The sequence below is a fragment of the Verrucomicrobiota bacterium genome (genome assembly GCA_037139415.1).
Taxonomy (GTDB): Bacteria; Verrucomicrobiota; Verrucomicrobiia; order Limisphaerales; family Fontisphaeraceae; genus JBAXGN01.
On sequence record JBAXGN010000184.1, the window covers coordinates 1 to 16,587 of the forward strand.

Sequence of the window (16,587 nt, forward strand, 5' to 3'; positions counted from 1 at the left end):
GCAGCCATAATCTGCTGGCGACAGACAATATCTATTTACGGATAAGCACTAAATCCAATGAGGATCACATTTTTCCCACGGGACCAGTTGTGCCCTTCGGCACAGGATTCGACGCCGGCCAAAGTGACGGGGTACAGATTCTTGGCGGAGGCGTGTGGGTTGTACTTGGGACCGCCTTGTTTGAATTGGGCGCTGAGCATCCCACGTCTGGTTTGGGAGACGCTGCCGTCCATGCGGAGATGGCGGACGTTGGCTTCTTTCAACAGGCATGAGAGGGTGTTGAGTGGTTCAATAAACGCGGAGCCGACCACCACCTGCTCGCCCCGCCGCAGGATTTGGTTAATCAGGTTAAGCGCACTGGCAATCTTGGGGATGTATCCGGTGTGACTACGGTGTGAGCCCTTACCATTCAACACTGGCACCAGATTCTCGGCATGAGGGGCGGCGGCAGCCATGCGCAGAGCTTGCAGCTTGGCACCTGGAGCGGGCCGCCCGTTTTTATCAAGATAGGAGGCGCGCAAATGGTACTTGTAGGTTTCGGCCTGATGGGTCCCCATGGCGGCACGAATGACATGGCGATGTTTACTCACGATTTGTTCGCCGATGTCGTGCTTGCGTCGTCGCAGAATGATCGGAGCCATCATTTTCCAGAGGCGGTGAACATTGCAGACATTGGGGGTGAGCTTTTTATAGCGGGGGTTCCGGCGTTTCTTGGCGGACAGATTATGTTCGCTAACGAGAAATTCTTCGGCGAAGTCACCACGATCAGCGGAACTGTTGGCATAGGGGAAGCGGGCATGAGCCTCTTCGCGCCCACCGGTCACCCACCAGGCCAGCCGGAAAATGTCGGGCAGGCGATTCTTGATGGGAGTGGCAGTGGAGACCAGGCGATATTTAGGGGTAAGTTGGCGTACGCCCAGCCCGACCAGGGTATTCTCCCCTTTCATGCGGGTGCCTTCATCCACAGCAACACAGGTGAAGGAGTTAAAGCAGAGGTCAGCCAGGGTGGGTGCATAGATGCACTTGACGCGGCGCTGATTGGGGAGAGAACTGGTGTCACCAATATGCCGGGTGTATTCAAAGTAGGTGTGGGTAGCAAATCTGGAGGTGATGATGTCCCGGTTGTTTGGCGGAAGTTCCGAATAGAGCGGATTGTTGGCGTCAATATGGAACGGGGCGAGTTGCTCGTAGGCTGCGTGGATGGCATGCTGGGCGAATTCGCTGGCGTTACAGGTCAGGCGACGCAAGCGCATTTGCAGGGTGGGCAAAGAGTCTTCCGGAGAACTTTCCAGGAGTTCGTAGTAACGGCGCAGGTGGTGGCCGCGTCGAGCATAGTATTCCGCGACATGGTCCTGATTGAGACTGAAAAAGGCCAACCAGGACTCGGCGGGCATCTTGGCTACATCGGGAACTTCGGGGACGCCATTGGTGGAAAGCTGGGTGTAGCTGGTTATATAGAACCCAGCCGGCAAGGAACGCTGTCCATCAACAGGTGACAGGGTGCTGAGTTGCAGGAAGGCAGCCTGGGAATCGAGCTTGATGAAGCGGATACGGAAATGGGTCCAAGCTTCATCAGCCATTTGAGCATGGAGATCGCCAGGGGCGACGATCAGACAGGGGGCTTTTGGTAACAGCGTACCGCCCTTGAATTCGTGGCCAGCCTTGAGCATGGACCAAAGGAGGAATGCCCAGGTTTTGCCGAGCCCGGTATCCCAAGCGAGGATGGCGCCGTCGTGGAGCGCAAGGCGTGCGAGGTCTTGTTTTTGGAATGGTTTGAGTTGCATTGTTTTTTGGGGTTAGGAGTTTGGAGTATTAGTTAGACTGCGGTAGTCCGAGCAGACAACCATTGGGTGACGGTGGAATTATTGAGAACTTTGGCTACGTTGCCACACTGCCAGAGGCCGGAACTAATTACCGTTTTGCCGTGCCCGGCAGCGATGGTCTTGCCAGCGCCATTTTTCGTGGGGATCTGGCGCTGGTTCAGGTCCTTGGCAATCGCGCCGTAGGACCAACCAGCAACGCGTAATCGGTGCATATGTAGAATCCAGGATTGCTGTTGGGGATTATCCACCACTTTACGGATGCGGGTGCCTTTGCTGGTGACCTGGCCGGTCTCGATGGCATCCCAGCCATAGGGTACAGTGCCCGTCAGTTCAGATTTGCGGCGTTTATGTTCCAGGGTGGTACGAATACGCTCGCGCGTGATGGAGACTTCAATCTGCGCCAAGGCGGCAAAGATCTGAATCATGAACATCCCCCATGGCGAACGCGTGTTGAGGGTCATGCCACCCAAGTTAAGAATATGCAGGGAAAACTGGGGGATGCGGTGAAGATCTTCCACAGTAGCGATGACATCTGAGGCAGAACGCCCCAAACGATCAATTTTAGGGATAATTAAGTTGATGATTGCACCGGGATGATCGCGGGTGAACGCCTGGATACGGCGCAATATCTCGCAGCCCTTGGGACGGGCAGAGAACTGGAGACGGCCAGAGACATCTTCCTCACCGTAGAGTTCCAGCCTAGTGAGGTGGTTGGCGGTGCAATAGGCTTCCATTTCATGGCGCTGAATGTCCACCGAGTTATCCTGCTTATCAGTGGAACATCGGGCATAGCCGATGGTGAGGCATTGGGCGGTTGCTGAGGGAAGAGTTGGAATCATAGGTTTTGAATATCAGATGACTGAGAGTATCGGGATGGAGTTGCACAGGGTTTCAATGGTGTCGAGCATAGTCAGGTTGGCTTGGTATTGGATGGGATTCAAGGTGGCCACATCTTTGACTTCCGGGATCATGAAGCAGCGAGTGAGGTCATGTAGGTTGAAATCAATGAGTTCACTGGCCTTGGTGGTATTGGAGCGGATGCCATGGAGTTTTGCACCGGCCTCCTTGAGGCGGTCCTCCATAAACAGCATTTCTGCACCATGACAGTTGGTGATGAAGAAGGCCAATTCTTGGCCGCAATAGGCCACCTCTTCAATTTCGCCCTCCAGATTGCACTTCGTGCCGGGACGGGTGATGGAAACAGTTTGGGAGCGCAGCTTGTAGCTGTCTCCCGCACGGAAAACAACGATATGGTCGGGAGTGGCAAGGTCGCGGATACAGCAAATAGAGTCTTCTTCATCCAGATAGCCAAGGCGCTGAATAGCGGGGAGTGGATAAAGTGGGGCGCGTTCCGCATGGTAGGCCAGAATCGCGGATTGGACGGCGGTGATCAGTTCGGGATGGACGCGCCAGGCAGGATGTTCAACGGTTAGGCCACAGTGGCGCAAGAGTTCATCACGTTGGGCGCGTTGCATGACAACCTGCATGGGACGGCGACCATTGAGGGTGAAGAGTTTTTCGGCGTCACGCTTGTTGACCTGGTTAGAATGCTGTTGGAACAAACTGAGGTTGGTGCTGATGAATCCGTTGGTATCCAGGACCAGATTCCATTCGGCTTTGGCTTTGGCGTAGCGAATTTTGTATTCGTCCGCAGCGGCGTTCCAGAGCACACTGACTTCCTGCGTATAGAGATAGTCACGAACTTCGGTACCACGGCGATGGCGGAAGCGGTTGATACAAGTGAGCTCGCCATGTGCTTGCAGGATATTGGCGGGCAGAGAAATTTCATGGCAGGGGCCGTAATGCGATCGGGCAAAGTACAGAATGCCGGTACGGTACTCCGAGTCGGAGTTATTATCCTTGGTGGCAATGCAGATGTTGCCTGGAATGACGGCATGGAGCCAGCAATGCTCGGCTAAGGCATGATGGGGGGCGTTGGGTTGCAGAATGAGGCGTTGAAGAGTGGATTCATTGGCGATCAGGTATCCTTCCCCATACTGGCTGCACCTATCCAGGGCGATCATTAGCGTGGCGACTGTGGAATCAATCGTGTCCTTGGAAATGCGGGGATCATGGTTGGCAAAAGCATCTTGGACTGAAGACAAGCTACTTTTGGCCAAGGCGGAAAGGCGATCACGATGCCAATGGAGATCGAAGGGCGGATTCAGGGTGAACAGATCGGCTTCAAAATCCAACTCCTTGAGCAGTGGGTAGAGCAGCGTGAGATCGGCCTGTGTAAACCAGGTTTCAACGCTTTTGCGGCACGTGGTGATTTCGGGAAGCGGTTTCAGCGAATCAATGTCAGCCCCTAGCAAATGTTCAGTCGTGGAGTTGGACGCTCCGGCCAGCAGGGCCGCATTTCCGTGGCAAAGATCAATGATCGTCTGGCGAAATCGGGGCAGCGGCTCCGCCAGGGCTTTGGCCCATGGGTAGGGGGTGAAGTATTGCGCCTGGCCTTTGGCGGCAGCGTTGGTGGCAGACTCAAGAAACTCCTGGAAGATTTCAGGATTAATGTTTGTTTTTTGCATAAGCCTAAGATTGGTTGTCGGCGAGGTATTGGTATTCGGCCAAACGAGTTTTTGTGTCGGTGATTTGCTGGCGCAAGTCGGTCATAAGCTGCTCCCCTTCGTTCGAGGGGTGTGCCTCTGCCCGAGCGATAGCGCGCGTGAACTCTTGGCGCAGGTGAGCAAGACGCTGGGTCATGGCCTCAATGCCGGCAGCCGGGCTCATTCGAGCTGGTTTGCCTCGGGCGGATTCAACCTCCATAAGCCATTCAACGGCCGGCAGATCGGTATCTGTATTATTGTGTTTCATAGTGCATAGGCTGATTTTTTGTGACCAGGACTCAAAGGCCCAGGTGATCGGAATGGATTTTAGAATTCCTCTCATACATATATGCGCCCCGGAAGGGACAAACGGAAAACGGGTTAATAAAAGTGGCCCAGTTCACGCAGGCTACAGAATTTTCCGGGCAGGTGGGTGGTAACGACGTGGTCCAGGAGATCCAAGCGCAGGAGTTGGCCGGCGCGGATCAGGTCCCGGGTTACGCGAATGTCGGCATCGGACGGCGAGGGATCGCCGCTTGGATGGTTATGAAGGAGGACAATGGCGCTGGCGCTGGCAATGATGGCGGGCCGGAAGATTTCACGGGGATGGGTCAGCACGGTGTTCAAGGTGCCGATGGAGACCAGGTGATAGCCACGGAGTTTTCGACGGGTGTTCAGCAGGAGCACGTACATGCATTCGACCTCGGGGTTATGGCGGGGATCGGTGGTGATGGTTTCCAGGTAAAAGCGATGGATACAGGCCGGCGTATCCATGTCGCTCTCGGAGATGAAGGTTTCGCGCAGCGCCTCGACTTTGTATTCTTCCACCCGATAGACCGGGCAGGCGGGTAGGCGTGGCGAGCGGCGGGGTTTGGCGGCAAACTCCAGTTCGGGGAAGAGGGGGGTAGCGGTCATAAAATTACCTTTCGGATTGCCAGTGCCTGGTGGCGGAAGCGAGGACGGATTCGACCGAGATGCCTTCGCGGTCGCACAGGTGGAACAAGTTGGCCAGGGTATCCACCAGCGGTGTTTCGTAATCGCCGTTGGCCAGGCTGCCCGGCGCGTCGGGGTGAACCATCAAGGATTCCACCGCCACGCTAGCGCGCTCACCGTTGGTGTAGTCGCTGCTAACAGTTTTGCCGGGCTTGAATTTGAATGTATCTGGTGGGGTGGTGGGTGGTTGATTAAGCATAGGGTTAGGATCGTTTCATGGTGGCTTGGGCTTGCATGGCCAGTTCAGCGTCCAAGAGGGCAGCCCGAACGTTTCCACATGCAAAAGTGGATATTTGGGAAGCAGTAGCTTCGTCCAGTCCGTAGCTGACCAACAGCCCGTGGATGTCGGCGGCTGTCGGTGGTTTCACGTCGAAGAATTTCCAGCGGGACTGGAACCGGGATTCGAGTTCGTTGAGTTTGCAGTTACTGGTACAGACGATCGCAGTACCGGTGGGCTGGTCATCCAAGAGAGTGAGCAGGCGGACCTGAGCCTTGGGAGTACACTGGTCAATTTCTTCAAACCAGATGAACTTCCATTCGGAAAAAAGATCCCGCAGATGGAGGCTGCTGGCGAGGTTCTCCACAGTTTCCAAGTCCACCTGGGAACCGTTGAGTTTGACGGTAGACCACTTTGGATGGCATTTGAGCTGATGTTGCATGTAGCGCGCCAAGGCGCTCTTGCCTGTGCCTGGCGGTCCCAGGAAGATCATTTTGATGGGGGCTCGATCGTTTTCATTGGCACACCGGATGGCTTCGTCCAAGAGTGGAGCGATATGACGCGCTGGTCCGACAAAGTCGCCATGGGTAAGCGGGGTATGGTTTGAGGGAAGTTTCATAATGGTGGAATACGGATTATGGGTTGTTTGGATTAAGCCAGGCCGGCCATGGCCAGTCGCCAGTCATCGGGTACAATGGATGCTGGGAAGACCACCGCTGGAATGATGATGGGTTCAGGTTCGGGGAGTTGAATGATGGGGTTGGAGGTGATGCATACCGTTGACGTGTCCTGCACCGGCTGATTCTTTGGTTCGGCGGGTTCCATCTGAACAGGCTCCGCCACGCCAGCGAATTGTTGGGCGGCCTGTTTGTCTGGAAACATGAAACCACGGATCTCAACGGGACCATAACTGGAATACCAGCCGCCGAGTTTGCGAGCCTGTCCCAGGAGTGCCAGGTAGGTAGAATGGTCCACGCGCTCAGAAAGGCGGACCACGAAGACGGGCGCCTGGCGTTTGGTATGCCAGATTTCCGTGATGGTCATGCCAGGAACCTTGCCGATGGGGGTAACAGCACTGGGGACAGCGACAGGTTTGGAGTAATCGGGCAGCCGAATCTCCACGTTAGGAGTAAAACAGAGCGGGAATTTTTCACTCCACTTGTTGTAATAGACGCGCCAGCCGGATACGCAACCATCACGAAGATAGTAACCCCTACCCCATGCCCACTTATCGCGGTGTTCGGCCTTGGCGGTGGCGGTGGCCAAAAAGGCGGTCTCGGGAAAGGTGGCGGCAGCAGCGCGGAGTTGCTTGAAGCAATCCCTGGAACCGCGCCGCCAGCCAATAATAGCGGAGCGTTTTACGATGTAATCAAAGTTATCGTATTGCGCCTCAGGGGAAACGGCTTCCAGATCAGCCATAATAGCGGCAGTCGCCCATTCCGGACGCTGACTGACAATCAAGGTGGTGTGTTTGCGGGTGGCTTCGGTCTCATCGGTTTCCTGTTTGCGGATGCCGTCGCAGACAGGATCGTTTCCGCACCTGTCATACGGTGGTGGTGCCTCGGGTTGGGCGGTGAGTGTCGGCAGCGGCGTTTTTGGCGCCGGGGTTATGATTTTGAGAACATCGAATCTTGCCATAGGTGTTTTGGGTTAGGGTTCATCCGTGAGACTGGTTAGCGTTGCGAAAAGCGCGATGCACAGGTTCACCGGCAGTAGTATCCAGGGAAGGATAGGATGCATGGCGGATTGGTAATCGTGGAAGGATTGAAGGGTTTGGGTAAAGGTGAGTTTCATGTCAGTCTTCGCCAGCGCGCATACCGCGTTGAGCGCAGCGCGGCAGCATCACATCCGGCACTCCGACTCGGAGTGCCGAAAAACGCGGACTCGGGGAAAAATAATGAGCGCGTTTAAGGAGGGAAATCGGATCTGGGCAGGTGTAAAACCTGATTTTGGCGATCTTTTGCCCTCAAAATACATAAAAACGAAAAAAAGAAGCCACCTTGACGGTGGCTTCCTGGTATTGGATATGGAGCGGTTACTTGGAGGCACCAGCAGTGGTGGGCGCTTGCGCTGGTGACGTGGAGCCCAACGGTTTCTTGGCCGATTGGTGTTCCTGAAACCAGGCCATGAGGATTTCCTTCGGGAAACGGCGCTCTTTGGTTGCCAGATTGGTGTTTGAGCTAAACATATCCACCACGGTTTGGATGCCAAGGAAACAGGATTTCGCGATGGACGTATCTTCCAGGTGAACGATTTCAGCGCCCACGGCAGAGATGACGGTGGTAATATACCCGTCTTCCATGAGACGCGAGATTGCCTTGCGGGCCGCCTCTTCCGACATGGTTTTACGCTCCTTGAGGTCGTCCAAAATGGCTTTCAGGTTTTTCGCGCTATCCTTGGAGCGATCTTTCAACTCTTCGGCAGCCTTGCCAACGAGATCGTGCGTGACTTCCCCGCCGCAGGCCGTAGAGATACTGGCAGCCAATTCCAAGCATTGGCTGGTATTCTTGTCGTAATCCGCTTCCTGGATAAGACCGGTGCGGACATAGGTGCCAAACGCCACCGCACAACTCATGGCGTGGTTGTTCAGCTTGGCTTTCGTGATGGATTCCCAGTACGAAGCCAGGGAGAGATTGGCGGCAATCGTGTGATTGGCCTTTCCCTTGTTTAGGCGCTCTTCGAGCGCGCACACCAGTTTGCCGGCCGCCGGAAAACTGGATTTGTACCGTTTAACGGTAGCGTCGGTGTCTTTCGCTTCTTTCACCACACCGCGAGCCAGTTTATCCTGGTCCTCTGGCGGCAAGGTGACCAATGCTTGATAGGTCATCAATTCCATAGTTTTTTATGTATGGGGTTCGGCTCTCCGCTCGCCGGGTGCGTTTCCGGTTGCCCTGGACCAAGCCCAGCGGTTCCGGGAAATCTGAAAAGTGTGGTTTACCACCGCCATCGCTTGCGTGAGAGCGGTGGTAAACCTGGGATTATTCAAAGGGGCCTTTCATTGGAAACTGCCGAATGGCTAACAAACGCGCCAAAAAACGCGGCGCATATTCTTAATATATACGCCCCCGCCATGGGACAAGCGCCGCCTGCCCCCCCGCACTCCGACTCGGAGTGCCACACGGAATATCGCGCTACCCTTTTCAATGGTACGAAGCATGCCCGATCCATCGCGCATACTCTCACACTATTAGTCCCCGCCATGGGACAGGAGTCGCTTTGCCGTTGCCCGCGCTCTTTAAACGTGGAAAACAAACCAGCAGCGCCCGCGCTCCAAAGCGCCGCGCAATCTCACATGATACAAGCCCCCGGTATGGGACAAGCCGCACCACGGCAAACAAAAAGCGCCCGCCTGAAAACAGACGGGCGCTTGTGACTTGGTTGGAGTGCTACACCGCCAGGCCGCCACGCATTGAAACGGTGCGCAACCCTTTAGACGCTGCAAGCCAGTTATCTATCCGCCGCTGCCGCGCTGCTGCCTTGCGTCGCGCCAGAGCCCGAGCCGATACCAGCGCCGCCGCTCGTGCGTCAAGCGCCGCCAACATCGCCGACCGTCGCGCCATCAGGCAACCCGCCGCCACGCGTGCCGGTGCTGGCGCTGGCACCGTCAGCGCCAATGCTGCCGCCCTTGTCCGCTTGACCGTTGCGCCCGCTGCCATCCCTGCCACCCTTGCCGCCTGTATCAATTCCAGCTCTGCCGCTGTTTGATGATGCACCGCCCCCGCTTGCAAGCGCGCCCAAACCTTTGCCCGTTGAAATGCTTTTGTGAGTGCTTCCACCGATGGAAACCCCGCCCGCTTTGCCGCCGTTGGATAATCCGCCCCGCTGGCCAGATAGACCAGCGCCGCATATTCGCGCCCGCTGGCCAGTTCCATTCGCACCCAGCGCAAGAAACGCGCCAGCGCCATTCGCCGCCGTGCGGCTTGTGCGGCATCCGCGCGCATGCGCGCCGCTTCCCCCTCGCTCAATTGGCACCCTGCCGCCCACGCCGCCAAGCTTGCGCGCTCTGTGGACAGCGCCGCGCTATCCAGCGGAATCAATTCAGCTTGTGCCCCATTGCGCACCTTGCCGCCTTGCTTTTTTGCCGTTGCCAGTGAGTTAAAACTTGCCCGCCAGGCTATCCGAAACGCCCACCGATACAGACGCCCGCCAGGGACCAGCGCCGACAAAGGGACCTTGTCCCAGCGCCGCGCCGCCATCCAAACCGCTGCCACCGCATCCGCCGCCGCCGCTTCCATTGATGAATCCGACGGTATCGCGCCCCGCCGCGCCCAGATAGACCGCGCCGCGCGTCCCGTCGCACCGGAGGCAGCCAACGCCACCGGACCGCCACGCCACCCCCGGCCACCGCATAAACTCATGATCCATTCGCCGACAGTGTCGCCATGGCTTTTGACCGCCACCACGCCCGCTGCCGGTTGCCGCAGCGCCACGCCCGCCGCTGCCAAGGCTAGACCATACGCCCACCGATGCAGACGCCCGCCAGGAGCCAGCGCCGACAAAGGGACCTTATCCCAACGCCGCGCCGCACCCGTAACCGCATCCGCTGCCGCTAGTGCCGCCAGTTCCAACGCTGCCGGTATGGGTGCCGCTCCCTGCCGCGCTTCAAACTCCCGCGCCGCCAGCCCGACCGCGCCGCCGGTCTCAATATCCAGTGTGCCGCGCCCCCCTTGCGCGCCACAGATACCAATGATGAATTCAACCACTCCCGCTGCCATTTGATTTGATGTTGTCATGCTTGCGAACGGTGCCGCCCGCCGCCAGCCAGCGTGTTTGCTTGCTTGTGCGTCGCACGGTCACCGCACCCGCTAAACTGCGCGCACGGCAAGCGCCGAGCTGGTTGAAACGCACGCTTTTTACTGTTTTAAAACGTCAAAAAAAGCCCAGTAAAACAGCCTTAAATGCACGCCTGAAAACACACCCTTAAAAGAGGCATACCCCCTACTAGGGGGGTATATTTATCAAAATTTTGCGAGTGAAAACATAGACCCCGCAAGGTGCTCCGCAAACGCACACCGGATCACGATGGACGCACATGGCCAAACACCGGGTGGAGATCGTGGCCGGAGGGTTCTGGGTGGCGACGGGGGCGCGGGCGGGCATGATTTGTGAAGAGGGGCGCGGGTCTGCACCAGGGTAAAACGCGTGTTACTTTTTGATTTGGCTAAATTTGACCATGAATGGGTCTGCTATTCATGGGAACAGCGCTATCGGGATTATGGCTAAATTTATACAGAGGTGTTACCTGGGTTTTTGAAAAGTAACAAGCGAGTAACAGAAGTAACAGGCATGTGCCAGTCCTTATCTATCTATCTATCTATCTATCTATTAATAATATATATATATATATATATAGAAGCTGGTTTGATAGCCTTGTTACTTTGTTACCTTGTTACGCGGAAATATGTGCTTCATGTGGAAAGTGTCGGGGAACATGTTCCCGGAACAATATTTTGTTCCCCGAACAGTTTTTAGGAACAAATGTTCCGGGAACAGCGTTCCGGGAACAGCGTTCCGGGAACACAATTTATTTCCACTCTTATAATATGTAGATGTCTAAAAAACGAGTAACAAAGTAACAAGACAGATAAACCACACGCTACCAATAACTTGCGCGTAACTTTGACGCGTAACACGGAAAAAACGGGTAACAGACCTGTTTTTGAAGCGAAAAACAGGATGAAATGTGAGGGTTCAAATCGGGCGGTTTCGGATGCTGAAATTTTAATCCTGAATGGAAGCAAATGGCGGTGGAAAATTACGGTTGGCACCCAGGAGATGCAGCCCTCACTACTATCCGTTTTACCTTTGCTGGATACCCCACACTTCCTGTCCATCCAAGCTGAAGGCTACTTCCCATCGTCTGCTAAACTGCCACACTGGATCGATGCAAGGCAAGGCGGATCATCGAATTGAATCATCGAATCCGTGGCACCAGCTTCCGCCCAGTGACCATCACCCTGCCTCTCCGGAGCTTTATTTGTTCGCATAGTCCTGCAACTCTTGTGCGAGCCCGCGTTATTGGGACTTTTGATTTTTTGCTATGATTGGCGCTCAAAAATGTATTCTCATTGCCAGATTAAGTAACATTGTATTTGAAAATAACGTTTCATTTGTGGCAGAGTACTGGTCGTTTACGCCAATGAATTCGAATTATGTTATGACTGGGAGCTATTGGCTCGACCGTTTTACTGGTACCATGTGGAAGAAGTTTCTACAGGCTGGTGCCAATGTGCCCGTTTTTTCGAATCGTCCAGGCGGGGCGGACGGCCTCATCTGGGTATTCGATGTCTTGACATGTTATCTCGTCAGCATTACCCGTTGGGTTAGTTCCTTCATCTTTGGCTTCAATAACGATGTGCATCGTGTCAGGCACAATGTCAGATATGTCCAGGAACTATGTTTGAACATCACTAAGTGGTCTCTGGGTCGTTAATGCTCTTATGCCAGACCTTCTTCCAGGAACCGAAGTAACTGCCCGTGGCCTGCGATGGGAACTGGTCAATACCCAGAATCTTGGTGGTCAGATTCTTCACCGGCTGCGCGGCATTGAAGGCGCCTTCGCCGGTCAGGAATTGGATCTGCTTGGTCCATTTGACGAAATTACCCCGGTCACCCGCGCCTTGCGCCCGGAAAAACCCGCTTCACTCCCAAACTGGCTGGCTTTCCATCAGGCCTTTCTTCTGGAACAGGCGTTTGGCATGGATGCCCTTAGCGCTGTCCAACCCGGACGGCTGCGTATCGAGCCCTACCAATTGGTGCCCGTGCTCCGGGCCCTGCGATTGTCCCGCGTCCGGCTGCTGCTTGCTGACGGTGTTGGCCTTGGTAAAACCATTCAGGCCGGTCTTCTGCTCACTGAACTTATTGCCCGCCGGATTGCCCATCGCATCCTGATCGTGTCGCCTTCGGGCCCCTTGCTTGCCCAGTGGGGGATGGAAATGTCCCACCGCTTTGGTTTACGATTCCAGGTTATTGATCGCCAGTCCCTGGATGAGGTGCGGCGCAGTACCGAACTCGGCGCCATTCCATTCGACCATATCTCTCTTGGCCTGGCCTCCATTGACTTTCTGAAACAGGAAAAAGTGCTCGAAGACCTGGAACGCTCTTCATACGACGTCGTGATCATAGACGAAGCCCATCACTGCATGGAAGTCGGCGGAGATGATCGTGACGCCTCGCTCCGCCGCCGGCTCGCCGAGGTGCTCGCGCGCCGTTCCGATGCCCTGATCCTCGCGACCGCCACGCCGCATGATGGCAATGACCGATCGTTTGCTTCCATTTGCGAACTCTTGGACCCCTCGCTGGTGGATGGCCGGGGAGCGCTTCGGGGTGATCGCTACCGCCAGCACGTCGTGCGCCGGCTAAAGAAGCATATCCTTACCGAAAGCGGCGCACCCCGCTTCAAGGAACGCGACGTCGAGCCGTGTCCGGTCCGCGCGCGCAGCGGTACCCATGATCGGTTCATAGAACTGCATCAGCAACTCATCGCCTTGATCGCGCCGGAGCTTCGCAAGGCCCTGCGCAGCCGTCGTTACAGTGACGTACTTTCCTTCATTTCGCTGCTCAAGCGCAGTGTATCCACGGTTGCCGCATGCAAAGCCACCCTCGAAGCTGTGCGTGACCGCTTCCGTTCCATCCAGACCGAGACGGCAGAAACCCAAGAGAGTCGCAAGCAGCGGCTTCGCTCGTTGCGTGAACTGAATCGTACCCTCGAACGCTTTGGCACCGTCAGCCTCGATCAGGAAGCCGAGCAACAAACGCTTGAGGTTGAAGACCTTGCACAACAACTTTTTGCCTTGGAGCGCGAAGTCGGTTCCGAGGCGCGCCACCTGCGCCGCTATGCCAATATGGCGGACGCGCTGGATGCCCTGATCCGCATTGCCGAATCCGCCACCGGGCAGGATCCCAAGCTGGCGGCGGTTATCGCCCAAGTGCAATCCATTCGTGCTCCCGAACCCCGCGCTAACGTCCTGATCTATACGGAATACACCGATAGCCAGGCTGCCTTGGTCGCCGCGCTGCAACAGGCCGGCGTCGGCCCGGTCATTACCATGAGCGGTGAGGATGATGAAAAGGCCCGCGCCACTGCCACCGACCGCTTCCGCAATGAGGACAACCTGATTCTCGTCAGCACGGACGCTGCCGCCGAAGGCTTGAATCTTCACCAGCGCTGCCACCATCTCTTGCATCTTGAACTTCCATTCAATCCCAACCGGCTGGAACAGCGCAACGGACGCATTGACCGTTTCGGACAGGAGCAGACTCCCATGGTGCGGTATCTCTTCTTATGCGGCACGTTCGAGCAGCGCATTCTGCTGCGCTTGATTGCCAAGTATGAGCGCCAGCGCAAGCTGCTCACCTTCGTGCCCAATACCCTCGGCGTTACAGCTTCAGCCGAGGCGACCGCCGAGCGCCTGCTCACCGGCCTGGTCGAACAAGAGGCCTCCTTGTTCCAGCGTGAAGAACCGGTATTTGATCTTGTCTCCGGTCAGGAAAATTCCGGCGCGGATTCCGCCACCCGCGAGTTGCTGGAGGAAATTGATCGCAGCCTGCAAGGATTCGAGCGCGCCGCCACCGCCAATACCTGGCTGGGGGCGGAGGGGCTTAATGCTGAGGCCTCGCTGTTCAAAGAAGCCGACCAGGCCCGCCAGCGCGGTGCGCACTTGAACAGCGTGGACCTTGCCCGTTTCGTTCGCGACGCCGTCCTCCTCGAAGGCGGCGACGTTCGCGATATTTCGCCTGACATTACGGAGATGACCCTCCCGCCCGCTTGGATGCCGGGGCTCAAGGATACCCCCGGCATTGACGTGGATACCCGTACTGTTCGGCTCACGACGAAGCTGGAAATCATCCAGGACTCTCAAAAACGTGACGTCGGCTTCCTTGGGCGCGCGCATCCGCTGGTTCGCCGGGCTCTTGATCGGGTGCGGCACCTTGCATTGGGCGGCACGGCCACTTCCGTGGATCAACGCATTAGCGCGGTTGTTGGCGACCTGCCGCAACCCGCATTGCTTTTCACCTTCCTCGGGCGTCTGCTCAGCCGCGCGGGGCGCGAGTTTGAACAAGTACTTGCGATTCTGGTTCGACCACCCGCCAGTGCTGAATTTATTGCGGATAGCGGGCAATGGCTCCGCCTCGCTGATCCGGCCAACGCCATGAACACCCGCGACGTGTGGCAGAACCACTTTGTAAACTGGGCGCAGGATGCCGAAGCCACGGCTATTGCCGCCGCCCGAAGGCATTTCCACCCCATCGCCGCCGATGTGCTGAATCGCCGCCGCACCGAACTCCGGCGCGATCGTGAGCGCCTGCACGAGTGGCTTGAGTTCCGCGAGCGGGAAATTATCGCGGATCGCGGTCAGTCGGCGGTGCAGCAGGAATTGCTTGCGTCCGCCCGCTCACAATCACCACAACCGCAGCTTGCCGATTGGGCTCGCCTCACTGTTCCGCTGGACCGTCTGTCTGGCTTTGCTGGCGACAATGCCCAACCGGTGGCGTTGCGCCACGAGGCCCAAACTGTCCTCAGCCTGTTTAAAAAACGCCGTGATGATTTCGATGCCCGCGATGCCATGCGCGACCCCGAGATCACTACTTTGGGCATGCTGATGATTGTGCCGCGCAACAAGCAAATGGAGAAAGGAGCCTCATGACCGCGAGCTATTCCATTCCTGACCCTATTTCCGCCTCCGTAAGGTTCCGGTCCAAACCGGTCAACGCGCGCGCCATCAAAGCAATCATTCCCACCTACAAGGATTGGGATGGTCTGCGCGTCACGTTGGATAGCTTGCTTAATTTGAAAACGCCACCCAAAGAAATTGAGGTGGCCAATGACAACGTCGAACCAGGAGTGCCGGACTGGCTGTCGGCCTATCCGGTTAAGGTGGTGGATTACGCTGGTAATCTTGGGCCAGCCAGAGCGCGAAACCGGGCGTTTGGTCTGAACGATGACGACCAAAATTATCATTTTTTGAAATTGATGAGCGTTTTTTCAGAGCGCCAATCCTTGCCTGACTATTTAAAAAACGGGATCTGCTCTGAACTTAAACATCAAAGTCACCCTGGTGCTCCCACGACATTTGAATGGGCATCAGCCATTGATTGGTATTATTTTACCGATTGCGGTTGCGTGCATGAGCCTGACCTGTTTTTGAAATTCGAGGAAACCTGGCGCGAATGCGGGGATTGTTGTGTGGCCATCAGTGGGCCCGTCACCGGATCAGGTTCTGGTCCCATCAATGAGTACATGACGGAACAAGGCGTGCTCAACCCACCATTGGAGCGCACAATTCATGGGGTGTATTTACCTCAGGCAATCGTCACCGCAAACGCTCTGATTGCCGGGCTGCCGTTCGCGTTTCTCGGTGGATTTGATCCCCAATTTCAGGAAGCCGCCGGGGAAGATCTGGACATGGGGATCAGATTGCGTCAACTGGGTGTCATCGCCTGGTCTCCCGCAGCTAGAGTATCACACCAGTTTGATGAAAACGAATCCGATTTCTATCGGCGATTCCGGCGATATGGACGCGGTAACCGAAAGTTGGAAGTGAAACATGGGTTGCCCAGCCTGCGCGCACGCCCGTTTTTACCCGAAAAACCTGAACACCAACATCTTGCGGGCACTGCGTTGAAAGCGATGCAAGCCGGTTATGATGAAGCCATTGACGTCGCCGAGCGCGGTATCTTGAAAGTCATCCCCGTTTAAGGAACCCCCGCGAATGCCTCTCAACCTCATAACTGATTGCACGTTCACCGGCCCGGCGTTGCCCGAGCCGTTTGTGAAGTTCAATCTGGAGGCTGAACTTAACCGGCTGGGGCTCCTGCCAAAGGCCGCCGGCCCGGAAGCCCGCGCGCTGAACGAGCATTGGCAATTCGTCCGCCGTAAACTCCGCAATCTTGTCTCGCACGGTGGTGGACTGCGCGTGCAGAACCACGTCATTGAGCCACTATTGGCCCAACTAGTTCTACTTCGTTAAGTTTTTTTGGGTATTTTTTGACGCTGCGCCCGTTTGGT

At 56.2% G+C, this 16,587-nt stretch carries 14 protein-coding genes; 3 read left to right on the plus strand and 11 right to left on the minus strand.

The genetic code is table 11. The features are described 5' to 3' along the window. Window positions 1–35 precede the first annotated feature (35 nt). From WCO56_24080 to WCO56_24130, 11 genes are all read right to left on the minus strand, one after another. Entirely contained in the window at window positions 36–1,784 is a 1,749-nt protein-coding gene (locus tag WCO56_24080) for an SNF2-related protein (protein MEI7732672.1), read from the minus strand. Between the two features lie 32 nt (window positions 1,785–1,816). Then, window positions 1,817–2,662 carry a recombinase family protein gene (locus WCO56_24085; protein MEI7732673.1) on the minus strand — a complete coding sequence of 282 codons (846 nt, stop codon included), beginning with the start codon at window positions 2,660–2,662 and terminating at the stop codon, window positions 1,817–1,819. 12 nt (window positions 2,663–2,674) lie between these two features. Then, window positions 2,675–4,351, minus strand: a complete 1,677-nt coding sequence (locus WCO56_24090) for a hypothetical protein (protein MEI7732674.1) — start codon at window positions 4,349–4,351, stop codon at window positions 2,675–2,677. A 4-nt stretch (window positions 4,352–4,355) separates the two neighbouring features. After that, window positions 4,356–4,637 carry a hypothetical protein gene (locus tag WCO56_24095; protein MEI7732675.1) on the minus strand — a complete coding sequence of 94 codons (282 nt, stop codon included), beginning with the start codon at window positions 4,635–4,637 and terminating at the stop codon, window positions 4,356–4,358. A 113-nt stretch (window positions 4,638–4,750) separates the two neighbouring features. Further along, entirely contained in the window at window positions 4,751–5,284 is a 534-nt protein-coding gene (locus tag WCO56_24100) for a JAB domain-containing protein (protein MEI7732676.1), read from the minus strand. 4 nt (window positions 5,285–5,288) lie between these two features. Next, the gene (locus tag WCO56_24105) at window positions 5,289–5,561 is read right to left on the minus strand and encodes a hypothetical protein (GenBank protein ID MEI7732677.1); all 273 of its coding nucleotides are present in this window, start codon (window positions 5,559–5,561) and stop codon (window positions 5,289–5,291) included. A 4-nt stretch (window positions 5,562–5,565) separates the two neighbouring features. Beyond that, entirely contained in the window at window positions 5,566–6,198 is a 633-nt protein-coding gene (locus WCO56_24110) for an AAA family ATPase (GenBank protein ID MEI7732678.1), read from the minus strand. A 32-nt stretch (window positions 6,199–6,230) separates the two neighbouring features. Beyond that, window positions 6,231–7,217, minus strand: coding sequence for a hypothetical protein (locus WCO56_24115; protein MEI7732679.1), 987 nt, complete (start codon window positions 7,215–7,217; stop codon window positions 6,231–6,233). A 12-nt stretch (window positions 7,218–7,229) separates the two neighbouring features. After that, on the minus strand, window positions 7,230–7,373 hold the full coding sequence (locus WCO56_24120) for a hypothetical protein (protein ID MEI7732680.1): 144 nt from the start codon (window positions 7,371–7,373) through the stop codon (window positions 7,230–7,232). A gap of 241 nt (window positions 7,374–7,614) precedes the next feature. Beyond that, on the minus strand, window positions 7,615–8,415 hold the full coding sequence (locus tag WCO56_24125) for a hypothetical protein (protein ID MEI7732681.1): 801 nt from the start codon (window positions 8,413–8,415) through the stop codon (window positions 7,615–7,617). Between the two features lie 550 nt (window positions 8,416–8,965). Further along, window positions 8,966–10,312 carry a hypothetical protein gene (locus tag WCO56_24130; GenBank protein MEI7732682.1) on the minus strand — a complete coding sequence of 449 codons (1,347 nt, stop codon included), beginning with the start codon at window positions 10,310–10,312 and terminating at the stop codon, window positions 8,966–8,968. A 1,707-nt stretch (window positions 10,313–12,019) separates the two neighbouring features. Between WCO56_24130 and WCO56_24135 the strand changes: the two genes are divergently transcribed. The 3 genes from WCO56_24135 to WCO56_24145 are packed head-to-tail and all read left to right on the plus strand — an operon-like array spanning window position 12,020 to window position 16,549. Then, a complete protein-coding gene (locus tag WCO56_24135; GenBank protein ID MEI7732683.1) occupies window positions 12,020–15,226 on the plus strand; it encodes a helicase-related protein in 3,207 nt (1,068 codons plus the stop codon). Then, window positions 15,223–16,278 carry a glycosyltransferase gene (locus WCO56_24140; protein ID MEI7732684.1) on the plus strand — a complete coding sequence of 352 codons (1,056 nt, stop codon included), beginning with the start codon at window positions 15,223–15,225 and terminating at the stop codon, window positions 16,276–16,278. Before WCO56_24135 ends, WCO56_24140 begins: the two co-directional genes overlap by 4 nt. 13 nt (window positions 16,279–16,291) lie before the next feature. Further along, a complete protein-coding gene (locus WCO56_24145) occupies window positions 16,292–16,549 on the plus strand; it encodes a hypothetical protein (GenBank protein MEI7732685.1) in 258 nt (85 codons plus the stop codon). Window positions 16,550–16,587 lie beyond the last annotated feature (38 nt).

Excerpts from the sequence above, each read along its gene's own strand:
- WCO56_24080 (MEI7732672.1), bottom strand. The coding sequence starts at position 1,784 with ATGCAACTCAAACCATTCCAAAAACAAGACCTCGCACGCCTTGCGCTC.
- WCO56_24085 (MEI7732673.1), bottom strand. The coding sequence starts at position 2,662 with ATGATTCCAACTCTTCCCTCAGCAACCGCCCAATGCCTCACCATCGGC.
- WCO56_24090 (MEI7732674.1), bottom strand. The coding sequence starts at position 4,351 with ATGCAAAAAACAAACATTAATCCTGAAATCTTCCAGGAGTTTCTTGAG.
- WCO56_24095 (MEI7732675.1), bottom strand. The coding sequence starts at position 4,637 with ATGAAACACAATAATACAGATACCGATCTGCCGGCCGTTGAATGGCTT.
- WCO56_24100 (MEI7732676.1), bottom strand. The coding sequence starts at position 5,284 with ATGACCGCTACCCCCCTCTTCCCCGAACTGGAGTTTGCCGCCAAACCC.
- WCO56_24105 (MEI7732677.1), bottom strand. The coding sequence starts at position 5,561 with ATGCTTAATCAACCACCCACCACCCCACCAGATACATTCAAATTCAAG.
- WCO56_24110 (MEI7732678.1), bottom strand. The coding sequence starts at position 6,198 with ATGAAACTTCCCTCAAACCATACCCCGCTTACCCATGGCGACTTTGTC.
- WCO56_24115 (MEI7732679.1), bottom strand. The coding sequence starts at position 7,217 with ATGGCAAGATTCGATGTTCTCAAAATCATAACCCCGGCGCCAAAAACG.
- WCO56_24120 (MEI7732680.1), bottom strand. The coding sequence starts at position 7,373 with ATGAAACTCACCTTTACCCAAACCCTTCAATCCTTCCACGATTACCAA.
- WCO56_24125 (MEI7732681.1), bottom strand. The coding sequence starts at position 8,415 with ATGGAATTGATGACCTATCAAGCATTGGTCACCTTGCCGCCAGAGGAC.
- WCO56_24130 (MEI7732682.1), bottom strand. The coding sequence starts at position 10,312 with ATGACAACATCAAATCAAATGGCAGCGGGAGTGGTTGAATTCATCATT.
- WCO56_24135 (MEI7732683.1), top strand. The coding sequence starts at position 12,020 with ATGCCAGACCTTCTTCCAGGAACCGAAGTAACTGCCCGTGGCCTGCGA.
- WCO56_24140 (MEI7732684.1), top strand. The coding sequence starts at position 15,223 with ATGACCGCGAGCTATTCCATTCCTGACCCTATTTCCGCCTCCGTAAGG.
- WCO56_24145 (MEI7732685.1), top strand. The coding sequence starts at position 16,292 with ATGCCTCTCAACCTCATAACTGATTGCACGTTCACCGGCCCGGCGTTG.